Source organism: Variovorax sp. BGA-UO-ETr-C22 (assembly GCF_059567965.1).
The window spans coordinates 3,192,649-3,211,033 of the sequence record NZ_JCAQPA010000011.1 but is presented as its reverse complement, the minus strand read 5'-3'; the positions used below and the strand labels follow the sequence as shown (position 1 = coordinate 3,211,033).

Below are 18,385 nucleotides of genomic sequence, written 5' to 3'. Positions count from 1 at the left end.
TCGGGTGGCGGTCGGTGATTATGGGCAAGGCTGTCTCTTTGCAACAGTCGTGCCCTGTTCGCCAAATGCCGTACTTGGTGGCACGGAAGCTGCACCGAAACGGTGTGAACGCAGTCGACCCACCTCTCCTGACCGACGACGCCCCCCAGCGCATCGTCAAGGTGCGGCGCGACTACAACAGCTGGGTCGCGAGCGAAACGCTGGAGGACTACGCGCTGCGCTACACGCCGCAGCGCTTTCGCAAATGGTCCGAATGGCGGGTGGCCAACACGGCCTTCGGGGCGGCCTCGTTCCTGGTGCTGGAGGCGGTCGGCGCCACGCTGCTGGTGCAGTACGGATTCGCCAACGCCTTCTGGGCGATCCTCGTCACGGGGCTCATCATCTTCCTGGCGGGGCTGCCGATCAGCGTGTACGCGGCGCGCTACGGCGTCGACATGGACCTGCTCACGCGCGGCGCGGGCTTCGGCTACATCGGCTCCACGCTCACCTCGCTGATCTACGCGAGCTTCACCTTCATCTTCTTCGCGCTCGAGGCGGCCGTGATGGCCTATGCGCTCGAGCTGGCGCTGGGCATTCCGCCGGTGTGGGGCTACCTGGTGTGCGCGCTGGTGGTGATTCCGCTGGTCACGCACGGGGTGTCGGTGATCAGCCGGCTGCAGCTGTGGACACAGCCGCTGTGGCTGCTGATGCTGGTGGTGCCTTTTGTCTTCGTGCTCGTGCGCGATCCTGGTGCGTTCGCGGGCATCACGCACTACGGCGGGGCGAAGCCGGGCGCACAAGGATTCAACCTGCACCTGTTCGGTGCCGCACTGACGGTCGGCATCGCGCTCATCACGCAGATGGGCGAGCAGGCCGACTACCTGCGCTTCATGCCCGCGCGCACCACAGGCACGGCGCGCCGCTGGTGGGCCGGGGTGCTGGCGGGCGGGCCGGGCTGGGTGGTGCTGGGCGTGGTCAAGATGCTGGGCGGCGCCGCGCTGGCCTACCTGGCGATCACGCACATGGTGCCGGTCGAGCGCGCGGTCGACCCGAACCAGATGTACCTGGCGGCCTACGAGTACGTGTTCCCGAACTACGGCTGGGCGGTGGCGGCGACGGCGCTGTTCGTGGTGGTCTCGCAGCTGAAGATCAACGTGACGAACGCCTATGCGGGTTCGCTGGCCTGGAGCAATTTCTTCTCGCGCGTGGCGCACAGCCACCCGGGGCGCGTGGTGTGGGTGGTGTTCAACGCGCTCATCGCCTTCATGCTGATGGAGATGAACGTGTTCGAGGCGCTGGGCGACGTGCTCGGCCTCTTCGCCAACATCGCCATCGCCTGGATGATGGCCGTGGTGGCCGACCTGGTCGTCAACAAGCCGCTGGGGCTGTCGCCGCCGGGCATCGAGTTCAAGCGCGCGCACCTGTGGGACATCAACCCGGTGGGCGTGGGCGCGATGGCGCTGGCGTCGGTGCTGTCGATCACGGCGCACCTGGGCGTGTTCGGGCCGCTGGCGCAGGCGTTCTCGGCGCTGATCGCGCTGGGCACGGCGCTGGTCGCGTCGCCGCTGCTGGCGTGGGCCACGGGCGGCAAGTACTACCTGGCGCGCACCTCTGATGCCGGCGGCTCCGTGCTGTTCGCGCCGGCCGCGGGTGGGCGCAAGGTGCGCTGGGCGCGGGTCGAACCCTCGTCGGACGAGGGCGGCAGCTACCAGCGCCTGAAGGTGCAGCACTGCGTGATCTGCGAGCGCGAGTACGAAGGGCCCGACATGGCGCACTGCCCGGCCTACCAGGGCGCGATCTGCTCGCTGTGCTGCACGCTCGATGCGCGCTGCGGCGACCTGTGCAAGCCGCACGCGAGCCTGTCGGCGCAGTGGTCCGCCGTGCTGCGCTGGCTGCTGCCGCGCCGCAGCTGGCGCTACCTGGACACGGGGCTCGGGCACTTCCTGCTGCTGATGCTGGTCATCGTGCCGCTGCTGGCGGTGGTGTTCGGCGTGCTCTACCAGCAGGAGCTGCGGGCCCTGAGCGAAGGCGCGCTCGCGCTGGCGGCGCAGGCCGACGTGGGCGGGGCGCTGGTCGCGGTGCAGCAGGCCTCGCTGCGCTCGGGTTTTCTCAAGGCCTACATGGCGCTCTTGGTCATCGCGGGCATCGTCGCGTGGTGGCTGGTGCTGGCGCACCAGAGCCGCAAGGTGGCACAGGAAGAATCGAACCGGCAGACCCACCTGCTGGTGCGTGAGATTGCCCTGCACCGCGAGACCGACCGCGCCCTGCAGGACGCCAAGCAGAGCGCCGAAGAGGCCCGCGAGATCGCCGAGCACGCCAAGCTCGCGGCCGACCAGGCGCGGCGCGCGGCGGACCTCGCGAACCAGGCCAAGAGCCGCTACATCAGCGCCATCAGCCACGAGCTGCGCACGCCGCTCAACAGCATCCTGGGCTACGCGCAGCTCATGGGCGAAGACCACTCGGTGCCGCCGCACCGCCAGCAGGCGGTGGCCGTGATCAAGCGCGGCGGCGAGCACCTGCTGTCGCTCATCGAGGGCACGCTGGCCATCGCCCACATCGAGGCCGGCAAGCTCACGCTCGATGCGCGGCCGATGCGCTTTGCCGACGCGATGCGCGAGCTGGCCGACATGTTCGAGTTGCAGGCGGCCGAGAAGGACCTGCGCTTTCGCTTCGAGGCGGCTGGTGCGCTGCCCGACGTGGTGCGCGCCGACGAAAAACGCGTGAGCCAGATTCTCATCAACCTGCTGGGCAACGCGATCAAGTTCACGGCGGCGGGGCAGGTGACCTTGCGCATTTCGTACGCACGCGAGTTCGCCGCCATCGAGATCGAGGACACCGGGCCGGGCATGACGGACGCCGACATCGAGCGCATCTTCGAGCCCTTCGCGCGCGGCCACGCGGCGGTGTCGTCGGCGCCCGGCGCAGGCCTGGGTCTGACCATCGCGAAGATGCTGACCGACCTGATGGGCGGCGAGATGAAGGTGCGCAGCACGCCGGGCGAGGGCTCGCTGTTCTGCGTGCGGCTGTTCCTGCCGCGCGTGCACGAGGCGGTGGCGGGCAGTGCGCGCATTGCACCGGCGCCGCGCGCGCGGCGCGGCTACGAGGGCGCGCGCCGGCGCCTGCTGGTGGTCGACAACGAAGAGGCCGACCGCGAGCTGCTGGGCCATGTGCTCGCGCCGCTGGGCTTCGAGCTGCGCAGCGCGGCCAGCGGGCACGACGCGCTGGACCTCATCGCCGCGGGCTACCGGCCCGACGCCATGTTCGTCGACCTCGCGATGCCCGGCATCGACGGCTGGGAGACCATCCGCCGCGCGCGCAAGCTGGGGCTGGCCGACGCGTCGGTGGCCATCGTATCGGCCAACGCCTTTGACAAGGGCCTGGACAACGACGTGGGCATCGCGCCCGAAGACTTCTTCGTCAAGCCTGTGCGCCACACCGAACTGCTCGACTGGCTGGAGCGCCGGCTCGCGCTGCAGTGGACCGACATCGCCGCGCGGCCCGCGCCCGCCGTGGCCGCGCCGCGCGCGATGCAGCCGCCGTCGCTGGCACGCCTGCGCGCGCTCGACGAGGCCGTGGGCCTGGGCTACTTCCGGGGCATCATGAACCAGCTCGACGACATCGACGCCGCGCAGCCCGAGTGCGCCGCGTGGACCGAGGCCCAGCGCGCGCTGGCCCGCCAGTTCCAGTTCGAAGCCATGGGCCGCGCGCTGGCCGAGGCCGCCGAGGGCGCCGCATGACTCTCTTGTCTCCACCGACCATGCCCGCTTCACCGCTTGCCCGCACGCTGCGTGAGCAGCAGGGCGCCCACGGCGACCTGGTGCTGATCGTCGACGACGTGCCCGACAACCTCGCCGTGCTGCACGACGCGCTCGACGAATCGGGCTACACCGTGCTCATCGCCACGAACGGCGAACAGGCGCTGCAGCGCGCCGCGCAGGCGCGCCCCGACATCGTGCTGCTCGACGCGATGATGCCGGGCATCGACGGCTTCGAGGTGGCGCGCCGGCTCAAGGCCGATGCGGCCACCGCGCACATCCCCATTGTGTTCATGACGGGTCTGACCGAGACCGAGCACCTCGTGGCGGCGCTCGAGGCGGGCGGCGTCGACTACGTCACCAAGCCCATCAAGCCCAAGGAAGTGCTGGCGCGCATGAACGTGCACCTGCAGGGCGCCCGCCGCGCGCGGCAGGAGGCGCACCAGGCCGGGCAGGCGCGCAATGCGCTCGACGCCTTCGGCTACGCGAGCATCACGGTGAGGCTGCCCGAGGGGCGGCTGATCTGGCAGACGGCGCTGGCGCGCGAGCTGCTCGCGCGCTACTGCGAGACCCAGGCGCCCGAGACGCCGCCGGCCGTGCTCGGCTGGCTGCGCCAGCACGCGCCCGAGGCCCGCGCGCGCGGCATCGAGCCGCCGGCCCTGGTCATCGCGCAGGGCGCGCGCAGCCTGAGCCTGCGGCTGCACCGCCAGACCGGCGAGGACGACACCGGCGACGAATGGATGATCGTCATGCGCGAGGTCTCCGACACCGCCGTGATCGAGGCCATGAGCCTGAGCCTGAAGCTCACGGCGCGCGAGGCCGAGGTGCTGTACTGGGTGGTCAAGGGCAAGACCAACAAGGACATCGGCGAGATCCTCGGCAGCAGCCCGGCCACCGCCAAGAAGCACCTGGAGCGCGTGTACGTGAAGCTGGGCGTGGAGACGCGCACGGCAGCGGCCGGCGTGGCGATCAAGCGCATCCGCGAGCTGCAGCCGCAGTTCGAACTCTGAAGGGTGGGGGATGGCGTTGCCGCGTCATGGCGCGGACTTTCCGGCTTCCTAGAATGAGGCAGGGCTCTCTGAGGGAAGCACGAGATGAAGAACAACAACAACCGCACCGCACGCCTGCTTCTTGCCGCAGTCGCGGCGTTGCCGGGCCTCGGCGCGCAGGCCGCCGGCCACTTCGATGTCGACGACGCCGGCACGCTCGATCCCGGCCAGTGCCAGTACGAAACCTGGTGGGGCCGCAGCGGTGCCGAGCCGGTCACGACGGGTTTCCATGTCGGGCCTGCCTGCCGGGTCGGGCCGGTCGAGCTGGGGCTGAATTTCGACCGGCTGTCGGCGCAGGGCGTCCATTCGGTCACGGGCGGCCCGCAGCTCAAGTGGACCTTTGCCGGCGCGGCCGCCGACGCGCCTTTCAGCGCCGCCGTGTCGATGGGCGCGGTGGCCGACCTGCGGCGCGGCGGTCGCTGGGGCGGCCAGTTGGTGGTGCCGCTGACCTGGCGGCCCACGGCCAGCCTGCAGATTCATGCCAACTTGGGCGCCGATTGGGCGCTGGGCACCGGCGCGCGCACGCCGCGCGGCGGCCTGGCCGTGGAGTGGGCGCTGAACGACGCCGTGTCGCTGATCGCCGAGCGCCACCGGGCCGGGGGCCTGTGGACCTCGCGCGTGGGCGGCCGTTTCAGCCTGACGCCGATGATCAGTGTCGACATCAGCACCTCGCGCACCGGGCCGCAGGGCGTGCGCGGCGTGGTGATCGGGCTGAACCACGAATTCACCTGGAAATGAAATAAGTGAAGGAAAACTGAAATCCGCTGCAATGGGATGAACTCCCGTATCGTGGATTTCGTTGATTTTGAATAAGATTCCGTCACATTTATTAACGAGTCAACGATCCGTGACCCCATCGCCCGTTCTGGACTTCAAGTTCACCGCGCCGCCGGAGAGCCCCGCGCAGACCTTCCTGCCGGGGCGGCCGGCCGGGGTGCTCGGCCGCTCGTTCACGCCGCAGCGCAACCCGCGCCTGCAGGGGCTGCAGTGCCTGCGCTGCGACGCGCTGTACCCGGTCACGCTCGCCAACGACGGCTGCCCGGCCTGCCGGCAGGCCGGCTTTCACGTCGGGCTGCGCGCCAGCTACCGGCCCGGCGGCCCGGACGTGGTGCCGATGCCGTACGTGCAGGGCTTTTCGCTCGGCGAGGGCAACACGCCGCTGCACGACATGCCCGAGCTCGCGCGGCAGTTCGACATCGCGCGCCTGAGCATCAAGGACGAATCGCGCAACCCGACCGGCTCACCCAAGGACCGGCTGACCGCGATGGGCGTGGCGCAGGCGCTGGACGCCGGCGCCCACACGCTGGTGCTCGCCTCGTCGGGCAACACGGCGGTATCGGCGGCGCACTACGCCTGGGCCGCGGGGCTCGGTTGCGAGGTGGCCTCCTACGAGGCGATGCCCGCCACCTACGCCCGCCAGCTCGACGCGCTGGGCGCGCGGCGCTATGTGTTCGCCGACAACACCGGCCGCTGGGGCTTCGTGCGCGAGCGCTCGCAGTACCCGGGGTATTTCGCGCTCTCCAACTACCGCCTGCCCGCGCTGGGCAGCGCGCCCTTGGGCGTGGAGGGCTACAAGGCCATTGCCGAAGAGTGCCTGAAGGACGGCGGCCTGCCTGATCACGTCGTGGTGCCGACCGGGCGCGGCGACATGGCGTGGGGCATCTACGCCGGTTTTCGCGAGCTGCTGGCGGCGGGGCGCATCGCGCGGCTGCCGCGGATGTGGCTGGTCGAGCCCTTCCCGCGGCTGTCGCGCGTGCTCGGCGGCGGGGCGCTCAACGGCAGCTACCCCGGTCGCACGGCGCAGCTGTCGAGCGCGGGCGCGACGGTCACTTACCTGCAATGGCAGGCCGCCACGGCCAGCGGCGGCGGTGCCGTGGTGGTGGGCGACGACGAGGCCCGCGCGGCGCGGCGGCTGCTCACCGCGGCCGGCGTGAGCGCCGAACTGGCGGCAGCGGCAGGCCTGGGGGCTGTGCGACAACTGCGCGAGGCCGAGACCATCGCGGCCGATGCGCATGTCGTGATGGTGCTGACCTCCGACGCGTCGAGCGACCCGAGCTGGCCTGACCGCGCCGTGGCCTGAGCCGCGCGTGCCGTGCAACCCCGGGGCTCAGCGCCCCGTGTGCACCTTGATGCGGATCGTCGCGACGTCCCAGCCTCGGTTCTTCAGCCGCGTGACCAGCATCGGCGACAGCTGGCGCAGCTTGGCGGCCGCGGCGCTGCCCTTGACCAGCAGGCACCACACGTCGCCCTCGGCCGGCCCGGGCTGGATGGCCGCGCGCATGGCGGGCGGAATCAGCCCTTCGATGGCCTTCAGCCGCTCGGCCGTGTCCCGCGCGCGCGCCATCAGGCTCCCCAGGGTGGGGGCGCCTGCCGCAGCATCGTGCAGTGAAATGGCGGGGGGCAGTCGGCGATACATGGGTAATCCAGGGGTTAGAAACAAGACAGCTAAAATGCCCGGTTTGCCGACGCGTGCGTCGGCGTTTGTTCCGGAACGGGGCCATCCGACTTCGAGACTTGCGAAGCTTGCATTCGAAGAAGGTGCGCCCAACTGCTTTCACCATATCTTAGGGAATCCGGTCGCAGTGCCTGTCGTGTCAGGTGCCCGCCCCTCTCCACGCCCATGGCAACCAACTTCCTGACCCAGATCTTCGGCAGTCGCAACGACCGGCTCCTCAAGCAGTATCGCAAGACGGTGACGCGCATCAATGCGCTCGAACCCGAATTCGAAAAGCTCAGCGACGACGCGCTGCGCGCCAAGACGCAGGAATTCAAGGACCGCATCGCCAAGGGCGAGTCGCTCGACGACCTGCTGCCCGAAGCCTTCGCCACCGTGCGCGAAGGCTCCAAGCGCGTCATGAAGATGCGCCACTTCGACGTCCAGCTGCTCGGCGGCATGGCGCTGCACAACGGCAAGATCTCCGAAATGCGCACCGGCGAAGGCAAGACGCTGACCGCCACGCTGCCCGTGTACCTGAACGCGCTGTCCGGCAAGGGCGTGCACGTGGTCACGGTGAACGACTACCTGGCCAACCGCGACGCGACCTGGATGGGCCGCCTGTACAACTTCCTGGGCCTGTCGGTCGGCATCAACCTGCCGCAGATGCCGCGCGAAGAGAAGCAGGCCGCCTACGGCAGCGACATCACGTACGGCACGAACAACGAGTACGGCTTCGACTACCTGCGCGACAACATGGTCTACGAGCCCGGCGACCGGGTGCAGCGCGGCCTGAATTTCGCGATCGTCGACGAGGTGGACTCCATCCTGATCGACGAGGCCCGCACGCCGCTGATCATCAGCGGCCAGGCCGAAGACCACACCGACCTGTACCTGGCGATCAACAAGGTGGTGCCGCTGCTCAAGAAGCAGGAAGGCGAAGCCGATCCGCGCACGGGCGAGGGCGTCACGGTGCCCGGCGACTTCACGGTCGACGAAAAAACCCACCAGGTGTTCCTGACCGAAGACGGCCACGAGAACGCCGAGCGCATCCTGGGCGAGCTCAAGCTGATTCCCGAAGGCGCGTCGCTGTACGACCCGGCCAACATCACGCTGATGCATCACCTGAATGCCGCGCTGCGTGCCCGCCACCTGTACCACCGCGACCAGCACTACGTGGTGCAGCAGGGCGAAGTGGTCATCGTCGACGAATTCACCGGCCGTCTCATGAGCGGCCGCCGCTGGAGCGACGGCCTGCATCAGGCCGTGGAAGCCAAGGAAGGCGTCGAGATCCAGGCCGAGAACCAGACCCTGGCCTCGATCACCTTCCAGAACTACTTCCGCCTGTACGGCAAGCTGGCCGGCATGACCGGCACGGCCGACACCGAAGCCTACGAGTTCCAGGAAATCTACGGTCTCGAGACCACGATCATTCCGCCCAACCGCATCAGCAAGCGCGACGACCAGCTCGACCGCGTCTACAAGACCACGCGCGAGAAGTACGAGGCGGCGATCCAGGACATCCGCGAGTGCTACGAGCGTGGCCAGCCGGTGCTGGTGGGCACCTCGTCGATCGAGAACTCGGAAATCATCGACGCCCTGCTCGAGAAGGCGGGCCTGCCGCACCAGGTGCTCAACGCCAAGCAGCACGCCCGCGAAGCCGACATCGTCGCGCAGGCCGGCCGCACGAAGATGATCACCATCGCGACCAACATGGCCGGCCGCGGTACCGACATCGTGCTGGGCGGCAACATCGAGAAGATGATCGAGGCGATCGAGGCCGACGAAGGCCGCGACGAAGCCACCAAGCAGGCCGACATCGCCCACGTGCGCGCCGAGTGGACCAAGGACCACGAGTTCGTGAAGTCGCTGGGCGGCCTGCGCATCATCGCCACCGAACGCCATGAGTCGCGCCGCATCGACAACCAGCTGCGCGGCCGTTCGGGCCGCCAGGGCGACCCGGGTTCCTCGCGCTTCTACCTGAGCCTGGACGATCCGCTGATGCGCATCTTCGCGGGCGACCGCGTGAAGGCGATCATGGACCGCCTGAAGATGCCCGACGGCGAAGCCATCGAGGCCGGCATCGTCACGCGCAGCATCGAGAGCGCGCAGCGCAAGGTCGAGGCGCGCAACTTCGACATCCGCAAGCAGCTGCTCGAGTACGACGACGTGTCGAACGACCAGCGCAAGGTGATCTACCAGCAGCGCAACGACATCCTCGACGCGGCCGACCTCACGGCGCAGATCGCCGCGCTGCGCGAAGGCTGCTTCACCGACCTCGCGCGCCAGTACGTGCCGCGCGAATCGGTCGAGGAACAGTGGGACCTCGACACCCTCGAGAAGAGCCTGTTCACCGAGTGGGGCATCGACATGCCGCTCAAGCAGCAGGTCGAGGCCGCCGACGCCATCTCCGACGAGGAAGTGGTCGAGAAGATCGTGGCCTACGCCAACGAGAGCTTCGACGCCAAGGTCGCGCTCATCGGCCAGGAGAACTTCACCCAGTTCGAACGCATGGTGCTGCTGCAGAGCATCGACACCCACTGGCGCGAACACCTGGCCTCGCTCGACTACCTGCGCCAGGGCATCCACCTGCGCGGCTATGCGCAGAAGCAGCCCAAGCAGGAATACAAGCGCGAGGCCTTCGAGCTCTTCGGCCAGCTGCTCGATTCGGTCAAGAACGAAGTCACGCGCCAGCTCATGACGGTGCGCGTGCAGTCGGGCGAACAGCTCGAGCAGGCGGCCGAGGAAATGGAAAGCCGCGGCGAGAACGTCTCGAACATCACCTACACCGCGCCCACCGAGACCGGCGAGGTCGAGGTGCGCGTCGACGAAGAGAACCAGCGCCGCCTGGCGGCTGTCGGCACCGGCGCCCTGAGCGCCGAAGCCGCCGCCTTTGCGCGCGTCGGCCGCAACGACCCCTGCCCCTGCGGCAGCGGCAAGAAGTACAAGGCGTGCCACGGCAAGCTGAGCTGAAGTCCCGCCCCTTTCATTGAGAGAAATCCCATGCCCGTGAACCTGTCCGCTCCCGATCCCGCCGCGCTGTTCGCGGTGCCCGGCGTCCGCATCGGCGTGGCCGAAGCCGGCGTGCGCAAGGCCAACCGCAAGGACCTGACTGTCGTGCTGATCGACGAAGGCTCGGCGGTCGGCGGCGTGTTCACGCAGAACCGCTTCTGCGCCGCCCCGGTGCAGGTCTGCCGCGACCACCTGAAGGCCAACTACGGCATTCGCGCGATGGTGATCAACACCGGCAACGCCAACGCCGGCACCGGCGAAGACGGCCTGATGCGCACGCGCTCCACCTGCATCGCGCTGGCGCGCCACCTGGAGCTGGCGCCCGAGCAGATCCTGCCGTTCTCGACCGGCGTGATCATGGAGCCGCTGCCCGTGGACCGCATCGAGGCCGGCCTGCCGGCCGCGCTGGCCGACGCGTCGGAAAACAACTGGGCCCGTGCCGCCGAAGGCATCATGACCACCGACACGATCCCCAAGGCGTTCAGCCGCCGGGTGCAGATCGGCGGCGCCACGGTCACGATCACCGGCATCAGCAAGGGCGCCGGCATGATCCGCCCGAACATGGCGACCATGCTCGGTTTCATGGCGACCGACGCGAAGATCGACCCGGCGCTGATCCAGCCGCTGGCCACGCAGCTGGCCGACGCCTCGTTCAACCGCGTGACCATCGACGGCGACACCTCGACCAACGACTCCTTCGTGGTCATCGCCACGCAGAAGGCCGCGCACGCCACCATCACCTCGCTCGACTCGACCGACGGCCAGGCGCTCGTGGCCGCGATGCGCGACGTGGCCCGCCTGCTGGCGCAAGCCATCGTGCGCGACGGCGAAGGCGCGACCAAGTTCATCACCATCCAGGTCGACGGCGGCAAGGACGGGGCCGAGTGCCGCCAGGTGGCTTATGCCGTGGCGCATTCGCCGCTGGTCAAGACCGCTTTCTTCGCCAGCGACCCGAACCTGGGCCGCATCCTGGCGGCCGTCGGTTACGCCGGCATTGCCGACCTCGACCAGACCGGCATCGACCTGTTCCTCGATGACGTGCACGTGGCGGTGAAGGGCGGACGCAATCCGTCGTACCGCGAGGAAGACGGCCAGCGCGTGATGAAGCAAAGCGAGATCACTGTGCGCATCGGCCTGGGCCGCGGCACCGCCAGCGACACCGTGTGGACCTGCGACTTCAGCCACGAATACGTGACCATCAACGCCGATTACCGGTCATGAACGAGCAGTTCCAGAAGCTCATCGAGCGCGCCGAACAGCTCATCGGCCGCATCGAATCGATCCTGCCGCAGCCGCTGGCCGCGCCGACCGACTGGAGCGCTTCCATCGCGTGGCGCTACCGCCGCCGCAGCTCCGGCCATGGCGTGCTGGAGCCCGTGAAGCACGTGGCCACGATGGCGCTCGATTCGCTGAGGGAAATCGACGTCCAGAAGGAAAAGATCGAGCGCAACACGCGCCAGTTCGTCGAAGGCAAGCCGGCCAACAACGTGCTGCTGACCGGCGCACGCGGCACCGGCAAGTCGTCGCTGATCCGCGCCTGCCTGCAGGCCTATGCGCCGCAGGGCCTGCGCCTCATCGAAGTCGACAAGGCCGAGTTGGTCGACCTGCCGGACATCGTCGAGGTGGTGTCGCAGCGTCCCGAGAAGTTCATCGTCTTCAGCGACGACCTGAGCTTCGACGAGGGCGAGCCGGGCTACAAGGCGCTCAAGTCGATTCTCGACGGATCGATTGCCGCCTCGACGCCCAACGTGCTGATCTACGCGACCAGCAACCGGCGCCACCTGCTGCCCGAGTACATGAAGGACAACCTCACGTACAAGCACACGGACGACGGCGAGGTGCATCCGGGCGAGGTGATCGAAGAGAAGATTTCGCTGTCGGAGCGCTTCGGCCTCTGGGTGAGCTTCTACCCCTTCAGCCAGAACGAATACCTGACGATCGTGGGCCAGTGGCTCTCGTCGTTCGGTGTCGACGACGCGGCCATTGCGGCGGCACGGCCCGAGGCGCTCGTGTGGGCGCTGGAGCGCGGCTCGCGCAGCGGCCGCGTGGCCTACCAGTTCGCGCGCGACTACGCGGGGCGGGCCGGCGCGTGAGCGAGGCTGTGGAATCGGCGCGCAAGCACACCGAAGTGGCCGTCGGCGTGCTGATCCGCCTGGCCGACGAGGCGCTGCTGCTCACCACGCGCCCCGAAGGCAAGGCCTATGCGGGCTACTGGGAGTTCCCGGGCGGCAAGATCGAAGCCGGCGAGACGGTCGAGGAAGCCTTGCGCCGCGAGCTGCAGGAAGAACTGGGCATCACCATCGGCGGCGCCGAGGTCTGGAAGGTCACCGAGCACGACTACCCGCACGCGCTGGTGCGCCTGCACTGGTGCAAGGTGACGGACTGGACCGGCGAATTCGAAATGCGCGAGAGCCAGGCCATGGCCTGGCAGCAACTGCCGCTCGACGTGGCGCCGGTGTTGCCGGGCGCGCTGCCGGTGCTGGCGTGGCTGGTCGAGGAACGCGGCCTGCCCGCGTCGGCCGCCGAGGCGGTGTCGACCGTCGCCTGACGACGCACGGCACGACCGTGGTCGAGAAGTAAGAGATATGCATCCCAAGTACCGTGCCGACATCGACGGCCTGCGCGCCGTGGCCGTGGCCTCGGTGGTCATCTTCCACGCGTTTCCGAAGCTGCTGCCTGGCGGCTTCATCGGCGTCGACATCTTCTTCGTGATCTCGGGCTTCCTGATCACGACGATCATCATGCAGAGCCACGCGGCCGGCGATTTCAGCTACCGCGATTTCTATGCGCGCCGTATCCGCCGCATCTTCCCGGCGCTGATGCTGGTGCTGACGGGCGTGCTTGCCTTCGGCTGGTACGTGCTGCTGAACAAGGAATTTCTCGAGCTGGGCAAGCAGGCGCTGGGCGGCGTGGGCTTCGTGGCCAACTTCGTCTTCTGGAGCGAGGCCGGCTACTTCGACACGGCCGCCGAGACCAAGCCGCTGTTGCACCTGTGGTCGCTGGGCATCGAAGAACAGTTCTACATTTTCTGGCCGCTCCTGCTCGGGCTGGCCTGGCGCCGGCGTTGGCCGATCGTGCGGGTGTTGTGGGTGCTGGCGGTGGTGTCGTTCCTCATCAACGTGACGACGATCCACCCGTTCCGTACGGCAGCCTTCTATTCGCCGGCCTCGCGCTTCTGGGAGCTGATGGTGGGTGGCATCCTGGCCTGCATGCGGCTGAAGCCGTCGGTGCCGAACGTCTGGCGTAGCCATGTGCAGTCGGTGCTGGGCGTGGGCCTGATCGTGCTCGGCCTCGTGATGATCCGCAGCGACAAGGCCTTCCCCGGCTGGTGGGCGCTGTTGCCGACCCTGGGCGCGGTGAGCTGCATTGCGGCCGGCCCGACGGGCGTGCTGAACAAGTACTTCCTCTCGAACCGCGCGATGGTGTGGATCGGCCTCATCAGCTATCCGCTGTACCTGTGGCACTGGCCGCTGCTGGTGTACGCGCGGATCGTCAAGGGCGCGGAGCCGTCGGTGGGCACGCGCGTGACGATGGTGGTGTCGAGCGTGCTGCTGGCCTGGCTGACCTACCGCTTCATCGAGCGGTTCACGCGGGCCCGCGTCGGCGTCGGCATGCTGCGCACGCTCGTGGGAACGGGCGCCTTCGTGGCCGTGGCCGGCGTGGCCGTGATGAATGGCCTGCCAGCGCGCCACAACAGCGAGCTGCTGCAGAAGGTGACCGACGCGACGGTGGACGGCGACTACTACAGCGGCTTTTCTTCGGAAAACTTCGGCCCCTACGCGGTGAACCGCATCGGCAACGGCGCCCGCAAGGTGCTGCTGATCGGCGACAGCCACGTCATCGAATACGGCCCGCGTGCCGCCGAGCTGGCACGCATCGCGCCCGAGCGCATGGCGACCACCTATTTCTTCACCTACGGCGCGTGCCCGGCCATTCCGAACGTCTTCGCCGAACAGAACCCCGGCTGCGGCCCGGCCCGCGACCAGTGGATGGCGATGGCGCGCGACCCGCAGATCGACACCGTGCTGATCGGGAGCTGCTGGAACTGTTACTTCACGGGCGAGTTCCCGCTGGACTACGTGCTGCGCGAGAACGGCGCCTCGCTCTCCCTGACCCGTGGCGACCGCGCCGGCATCGAGCCCTCGCTGGTGGCGCTGCAGGCGTGGGTGACCGAACTGGTCAAGCAGAAGAAAAAGGTCTATCTGCTGCTGGACAACGCGCTGGGCGACGGTTTCGAACCCCGCCGCATGATCGAGGGCAGCCGCCTGCGCACGCTGTCGGTCGTGGGAAATTCGCCGACTGCGCCCGTGCTCGCCGACCAGGTGAAGCTCAACCAGCGGCTCCTGCAGATTGCGGCTGCCAGCGGTGCGGAAGCGATCGATGTGCTGGGCGCCCTGTGCAAGGACGGCCAGTGCCCGCGGACGATGCCCGACGGCGCGCCGGCCTACAAGGACCACGGCCATCTGCGGCCCGCGTTCACGCGGCAGTTCGCGACCTACCTGGACAAGGTGTTCCTGGAAGAGGGCGTGCAGCCCGCGACGGCCAACTGACGGCCCCGCAGCTCTGGCTGGGCTGCGGCGGCGTGCATGCAATCTATTGCTGCAGCTTGGGATCGCCGAAGGGCTCTTCGTCGGGCGGTGTCTCCGCCGGCATCCTGAATTCCTCGGTCGCCCAGGCGCCGAAGTCGATGCCCTTGCAGCGTGCGCTGCAGAACGGCCGGAACGGGTTGCGCTCGGCGTAGACGCTGTCGCCGCCGCAGGTCGGGCAGCGGACGATGCGTTCGTCTTCTTTCTTCTTGCTCACACCGGGCCTCACGCGCAGAGGGTCAGTTCGAAGGGGGTGTCTTCCGTGCTCGGGTGCAGGCGGTCGTCGGCCTCGTGCCGCATGAGCCGCACCGAGACCATGAGGCGGTTGCCGCTGATTTCCGGGACCAGGCCCAGCTTGGGATCGATGCGCAGCCGCAGCAGCTGGAAGCTGCGTCCCTGCGGCAGGTTCTGCTGGAACTGCCCGTGGGTGGCGATCACCTTGTAGGGCACGTCGGCGTCGCGCAGCAGCTTGAGCAGCAGGTAGATCGACGAGGCCAGCGGCGACAGCGTGTTCGACCAGCGCTCCAGGTCGGCACGGCGGCTAGGCGGCGCGCGGTGCTGCCACGCGTAATAGGCAGGCAGGTCGAACTCGCAGGTGCCGCCCGGAATGCCGGCGCGGCTGCGGATGCTCATGAGCCACTCGTTCTCGGTGAGTGACTGTCCCGCCTTGCCGGCCACGCCGTTGAGCGCGCTGAAGTTGCGTTCGAGCTGGTCGACGACCTGGTTCAGCACCGTCTCGGCGATGGCCGGATTGCCCCGGTAGCTGTTGAAGACGTTCTTGTGCTTGTCGAGGTCGCGCAGCACGTCGGCCTTGAGGTCGGCGCGCGCCGCCACGTCCATGATCTCGAAGATCGTGACCAGGGCGTAGTGGTGCGAAAGCGGCGATTCCGAGGGCACCAGTTCCCCGAGGCGACGGAACAGATGCTCCAGCCTCAGGTACGTGCGGATGCGCTCGTTGAAGGGGTACTCGTAGAGGATCACGCGTATTTGTCGGTTTCCTGTCGCGGAATCATAACTTCAGGGCGATTTGGAAGGGGGTGTGGGCATCACTTCGCGCACCGCGGCCAGCATGCGCTCGCCGAGTGCGAGCTGTCCGTGCATGGACATGTGCGTGTCGTTCGAGAAGTAGAAGTCGCGGATCTGCGTGTGCTTTTCGCGGGTGAAGGCGTACAGGTCGGGGCCCAGCTTCGCGTCGCGGAAGCCGCTTTCGAAGTCCTTCGAGAAATCGGGCTTGAGGTAGACCGTGGTCTTGTTGGGCACCACCATCCACAGGAGCGGGATGGTGCTGTGCGCAGCGGTGAAGTTCTTCATTCGCGCCAGCGTGTCGGAGGTCAACGGGCCATTGTCCTCGTCTTCCTGGAAGAAGGGCATCCGGTCGCACTGGCGATGCGAGAAGAATTTGCAACCGTCGGGGACTTTCCTTACCCAGGTGTCACGATCGAAATAGGTGTCTACCGGCGAGTTCTTGGCCTTCCACGTGTGGTAGTAGGTCACGACGCCGGTCATGTACTGGACTTCCCAGTTGGGCGCGAAGGCCGGCACGGTCTCGTCGGGCTCGATGAGGGGCTCGGCCTTGGCGCTGTAGGGGAAGATGGTCTTGCCGTCCTTGCAGCGCTCGCTGTAGCGCATGCGCATGTCCAGCAGGCGCTCCACGCTTTCGATGATGACCAGCTTGCCCTTGAAGCCGGAGTCGTGGACCCACTGGCTGAAGTCGCCGCACAGCGACTCGCCGTACTGGCCCCAGTACGAGGTCGAGACCCGGTAGCCGGCCTTGGCAAGCACGGACTGCCAGCGGTGCGTCATGGAGAAGCTGTCGCCGACGACCATCACGTCCGCCTGTTCGATGGGTGTGCTGGCGAGGTAGACCGGGTCGACCTTGGGCGGCGGGTCGCGCCAGCCGAACTCGCGTTCGGACAGGCGCCCGATGCGCGTGAGGTCGCCGTAGGGCACCGGGCTGGTGAGCGAAATGATCCACAGGGCCATCAGGACGAAATAGCCGAAGAGGAAGAACCGCAGCCAGACTTTCGCGGGCGTCGTGGTCGTCGTCATGTCGAATCAGAATTGGAAATAGAGGAAGGGGCTGTAGCCGCCCAGCTTCGAAACGCACCACGCGAACAGTGCGAAGGTACCGATGGCGAGCACCACGGTCGACAGTCGGGCCATCACCGGGCGGCCGGCCATCGACTTGGGATGGGGAATCCAGCGCTCCAGGGTGATGGTCGGCGGCAGCGTCAGGCAGATGACGATCGCCACCAGCATGAGCTGGAAGAACTCCGGCTTGCGGAACGGGACCTTGCCGAACTCGCTGAACGCCGAGACCGGCGCGCCGTGCATCCCCAGCATGCCCTTGTAGATGGACATGGCCGTGTTCATGCCGTCCGCGCGGAAGACGATCCAGGCCACCACCACGCACAGGAAGGTCAGCAGCCAGCCCAGCACGCGCGCGATGCGCCCCGGGGTGGCGTTGCGGCGGACCTTGGCGTTCCAGAGGTGGTTGACCATCAGGAACGCGCCGTGCATCGCGCCCCAGACCACGAAGGTCCAGGCCGCGCCGTGCCACAGGCCGCCCAGCAGCATCGTGAGGAACAGGTTCAGGTAGCGCCGCGCCGGGCCCTTGCGGTTGCCGCCCAGCGGCACGTAGAGGTAGTCGCGCAGGAAGGTCGACAGCGAGATGTGCCAGCGGCGCCAGAACTCGATGATGTTGGTCGACTTGTAGGGCGAGCGGAAGTTGAGCGGCAGTTGCACGCCCAGGCACATCGAGAGGCCGACGGCCATGTCCGAGTAGCCCGAGAAGTCGAAATAGATCTGCAGCGTATAGGCCAGCGCACCGAACCACGCGGTGTACAGCGTGGGCTCGATGCCCTTGTGAACGCCGTTGAACATCAGGTCGGCGTACTGCCCCATGGGGTCGGCGATCAGCAGTTTCTTGGCGAGGCCGAAGACGAAGATCGTCAGGCCGATGGCGACCTTGTTCGGGTCCATCCGGTAGGTCGCGGGGTTCCCGAACTGCGGCATCATCTGCGCGTGGTGCAGCACCGGGCCCGCGATCAGGTGCGGGAAGTAGGTGACGAACAGCACGTAGTGGATGAAGCTGCGCTCGTGCACCTTGCCCTGCCAGCAGTCGACCAGGAAGGCGATCTGCGTGAAGGTGTAGAACGAGATGCCGATCGGCAGCACGATGTGCACCAGATCGATCGGCGTGAGACCTGCGGCGACCAGCCCCGCATCGACGTTTTCCAGGAAGAAGTTGGCGTACTTGAAGACGGCCAGCACGCCCAGGTTGATCACCAGCGAGGCGATCAGCAGCGTCTTGCGCTTGCGGTCGTTGCGCCCCGGCGCGGGCGTCAGCTGCAGGCCGAACCAGTAGTTGACGCAGATGGAACCCAGCAGCAGCGGCAGGGCCTGCACGCTCCACCAGCCGTAGAAGAACAGCGAGGCCAGTCCGAGGAAGCCGGCGGCGGCGCGGGCGTTGCGCTTGCCGATCAGGAAGAACCCGATCAGGACCAGCGGGAAATAGACAAAAATGAAGGGATACGAGTTGAAAAGCATCTCGGGGAGGGCACTGCAGTG

Annotated in this window: 14 protein-coding genes; 9 read left to right on the top strand and 5 right to left on the bottom strand. The window is 67.8% G+C overall.

Annotated features, from left to right (window positions below):
• Positions 1–89 precede the first annotated feature (89 nt).
• From AC57B8_RS35325 to AC57B8_RS35310, 4 genes are all read left to right on the top strand, one after another.
• Positions 90–3,716, top strand: coding sequence for a hybrid sensor histidine kinase/response regulator (locus tag AC57B8_RS35325; RefSeq protein ID WP_496482268.1), 3,627 nt, complete (start codon positions 90–92; stop codon positions 3,714–3,716).
• A gap of 20 nt (positions 3,717–3,736) precedes the next feature.
• A complete protein-coding gene (locus AC57B8_RS35320) occupies positions 3,737–4,744 on the top strand; it encodes a response regulator (protein ID WP_496482267.1) in 1,008 nt (335 codons plus the stop codon).
• A gap of 84 nt (positions 4,745–4,828) precedes the next feature.
• On the top strand, positions 4,829–5,521 hold the full coding sequence (locus tag AC57B8_RS35315) for a PA4824 family protein (protein ID WP_496482187.1): 693 nt from the start codon (positions 4,829–4,831) through the stop codon (positions 5,519–5,521).
• A 109-nt stretch (positions 5,522–5,630) separates the two neighbouring features.
• Complete coding sequence (locus tag AC57B8_RS35310; RefSeq protein ID WP_369644503.1) at positions 5,631–6,863, top strand: pyridoxal-phosphate dependent enzyme; 1,233 nt, start codon at positions 5,631–5,633, stop codon at positions 6,861–6,863.
• A 27-nt stretch (positions 6,864–6,890) separates the two neighbouring features.
• Here the strand turns inward: AC57B8_RS35310 and AC57B8_RS35305 are convergent, their stop codons facing one another.
• Positions 6,891–7,199 carry a DciA family protein gene (locus tag AC57B8_RS35305; RefSeq protein ID WP_062474543.1) on the bottom strand — a complete coding sequence of 103 codons (309 nt, stop codon included), beginning with the start codon at positions 7,197–7,199 and terminating at the stop codon, positions 6,891–6,893.
• Between the two features lie 204 nt (positions 7,200–7,403).
• Between AC57B8_RS35305 and secA the strand changes: the two genes are divergently transcribed.
• Genes secA through AC57B8_RS35280 form a run of 5 tightly spaced genes read left to right on the top strand, consistent with a single transcriptional unit; the run spans position 7,404 to position 14,779 of the window.
• A complete protein-coding gene (gene secA / locus AC57B8_RS35300; protein ID WP_496482186.1) occupies positions 7,404–10,190 on the top strand; it encodes a preprotein translocase subunit SecA in 2,787 nt (928 codons plus the stop codon).
• Positions 10,191–10,220: 30 nt separating this feature from the next.
• Positions 10,221–11,450, top strand: a complete 1,230-nt coding sequence (argJ, locus tag AC57B8_RS35295) for a bifunctional glutamate N-acetyltransferase/amino-acid acetyltransferase ArgJ (RefSeq protein ID WP_062474539.1) — start codon at positions 10,221–10,223, stop codon at positions 11,448–11,450.
• Positions 11,447–12,322 (top strand): ATP-binding protein, encoded by an 876-nt coding sequence (locus tag AC57B8_RS35290; protein ID WP_496482185.1) that lies wholly within the window; start codon positions 11,447–11,449, stop codon positions 12,320–12,322. The genes argJ and AC57B8_RS35290 overlap by 4 nt, the downstream gene beginning before the upstream one ends.
• Positions 12,319–12,777, top strand: coding sequence for an NUDIX domain-containing protein (locus AC57B8_RS35285; RefSeq protein WP_496482184.1), 459 nt, complete (start codon positions 12,319–12,321; stop codon positions 12,775–12,777). The genes AC57B8_RS35290 and AC57B8_RS35285 overlap by 4 nt, the downstream gene beginning before the upstream one ends.
• Before the next feature lie 37 nt (positions 12,778–12,814).
• Positions 12,815–14,779 (top strand): acyltransferase family protein, encoded by a 1,965-nt coding sequence (locus tag AC57B8_RS35280; RefSeq protein ID WP_496482183.1) that lies wholly within the window; start codon positions 12,815–12,817, stop codon positions 14,777–14,779.
• A gap of 43 nt (positions 14,780–14,822) precedes the next feature.
• Here AC57B8_RS35280 and AC57B8_RS35275 read toward each other — a convergent pair whose 3' ends face one another.
• The 4 genes from AC57B8_RS35275 to AC57B8_RS35260 are packed head-to-tail and all read right to left on the bottom strand — an operon-like array spanning position 14,823 to position 18,364.
• The gene (locus AC57B8_RS35275; RefSeq protein ID WP_369631662.1) at positions 14,823–15,032 is read right to left on the bottom strand and encodes a DNA gyrase inhibitor YacG; all 210 of its coding nucleotides are present in this window, start codon (positions 15,030–15,032) and stop codon (positions 14,823–14,825) included.
• Positions 15,033–15,040: 8 nt separating this feature from the next.
• Positions 15,041–15,796: a cell division protein ZapD gene (gene zapD, locus AC57B8_RS35270; RefSeq protein WP_496482182.1), complete on the bottom strand. Its 756-nt coding sequence runs from the start codon at positions 15,794–15,796 to the stop codon at positions 15,041–15,043.
• Positions 15,797–15,832: 36 nt separating this feature from the next.
• Positions 15,833–16,864 carry an alginate O-acetyltransferase AlgX-related protein gene (locus AC57B8_RS35265; RefSeq protein ID WP_062474527.1) on the bottom strand — a complete coding sequence of 344 codons (1,032 nt, stop codon included), beginning with the start codon at positions 16,862–16,864 and terminating at the stop codon, positions 15,833–15,835.
• A gap of 6 nt (positions 16,865–16,870) precedes the next feature.
• Positions 16,871–18,364 carry an MBOAT family O-acyltransferase gene (locus AC57B8_RS35260; RefSeq protein ID WP_496482181.1) on the bottom strand — a complete coding sequence of 498 codons (1,494 nt, stop codon included), beginning with the start codon at positions 18,362–18,364 and terminating at the stop codon, positions 16,871–16,873.
• Positions 18,365–18,385: the final 21 nt, after the last annotated feature.

Excerpts from the sequence above, each read along its gene's own strand:
- AC57B8_RS35320 (WP_496482267.1), top strand. The coding sequence starts at position 3,737 with ATGCCCGCTTCACCGCTTGCCCGCACGCTGCGTGAGCAGCAGGGCGCC.
- AC57B8_RS35315 (WP_496482187.1), top strand. The coding sequence starts at position 4,829 with ATGAAGAACAACAACAACCGCACCGCACGCCTGCTTCTTGCCGCAGTC.
- AC57B8_RS35305 (WP_062474543.1), bottom strand. The coding sequence starts at position 7,199 with ATGTATCGCCGACTGCCCCCCGCCATTTCACTGCACGATGCTGCGGCA.
- secA (WP_496482186.1), top strand. The coding sequence starts at position 7,404 with ATGGCAACCAACTTCCTGACCCAGATCTTCGGCAGTCGCAACGACCGG.
- argJ (WP_062474539.1), top strand. The coding sequence starts at position 10,221 with ATGCCCGTGAACCTGTCCGCTCCCGATCCCGCCGCGCTGTTCGCGGTG.
- AC57B8_RS35290 (WP_496482185.1), top strand. The coding sequence starts at position 11,447 with ATGAACGAGCAGTTCCAGAAGCTCATCGAGCGCGCCGAACAGCTCATC.
- AC57B8_RS35280 (WP_496482183.1), top strand. The coding sequence starts at position 12,815 with ATGCATCCCAAGTACCGTGCCGACATCGACGGCCTGCGCGCCGTGGCC.
- AC57B8_RS35265 (WP_062474527.1), bottom strand. The coding sequence starts at position 16,864 with ATGACGACGACCACGACGCCCGCGAAAGTCTGGCTGCGGTTCTTCCTC.
- AC57B8_RS35260 (WP_496482181.1), bottom strand. The coding sequence starts at position 18,364 with ATGCTTTTCAACTCGTATCCCTTCATTTTTGTCTATTTCCCGCTGGTC.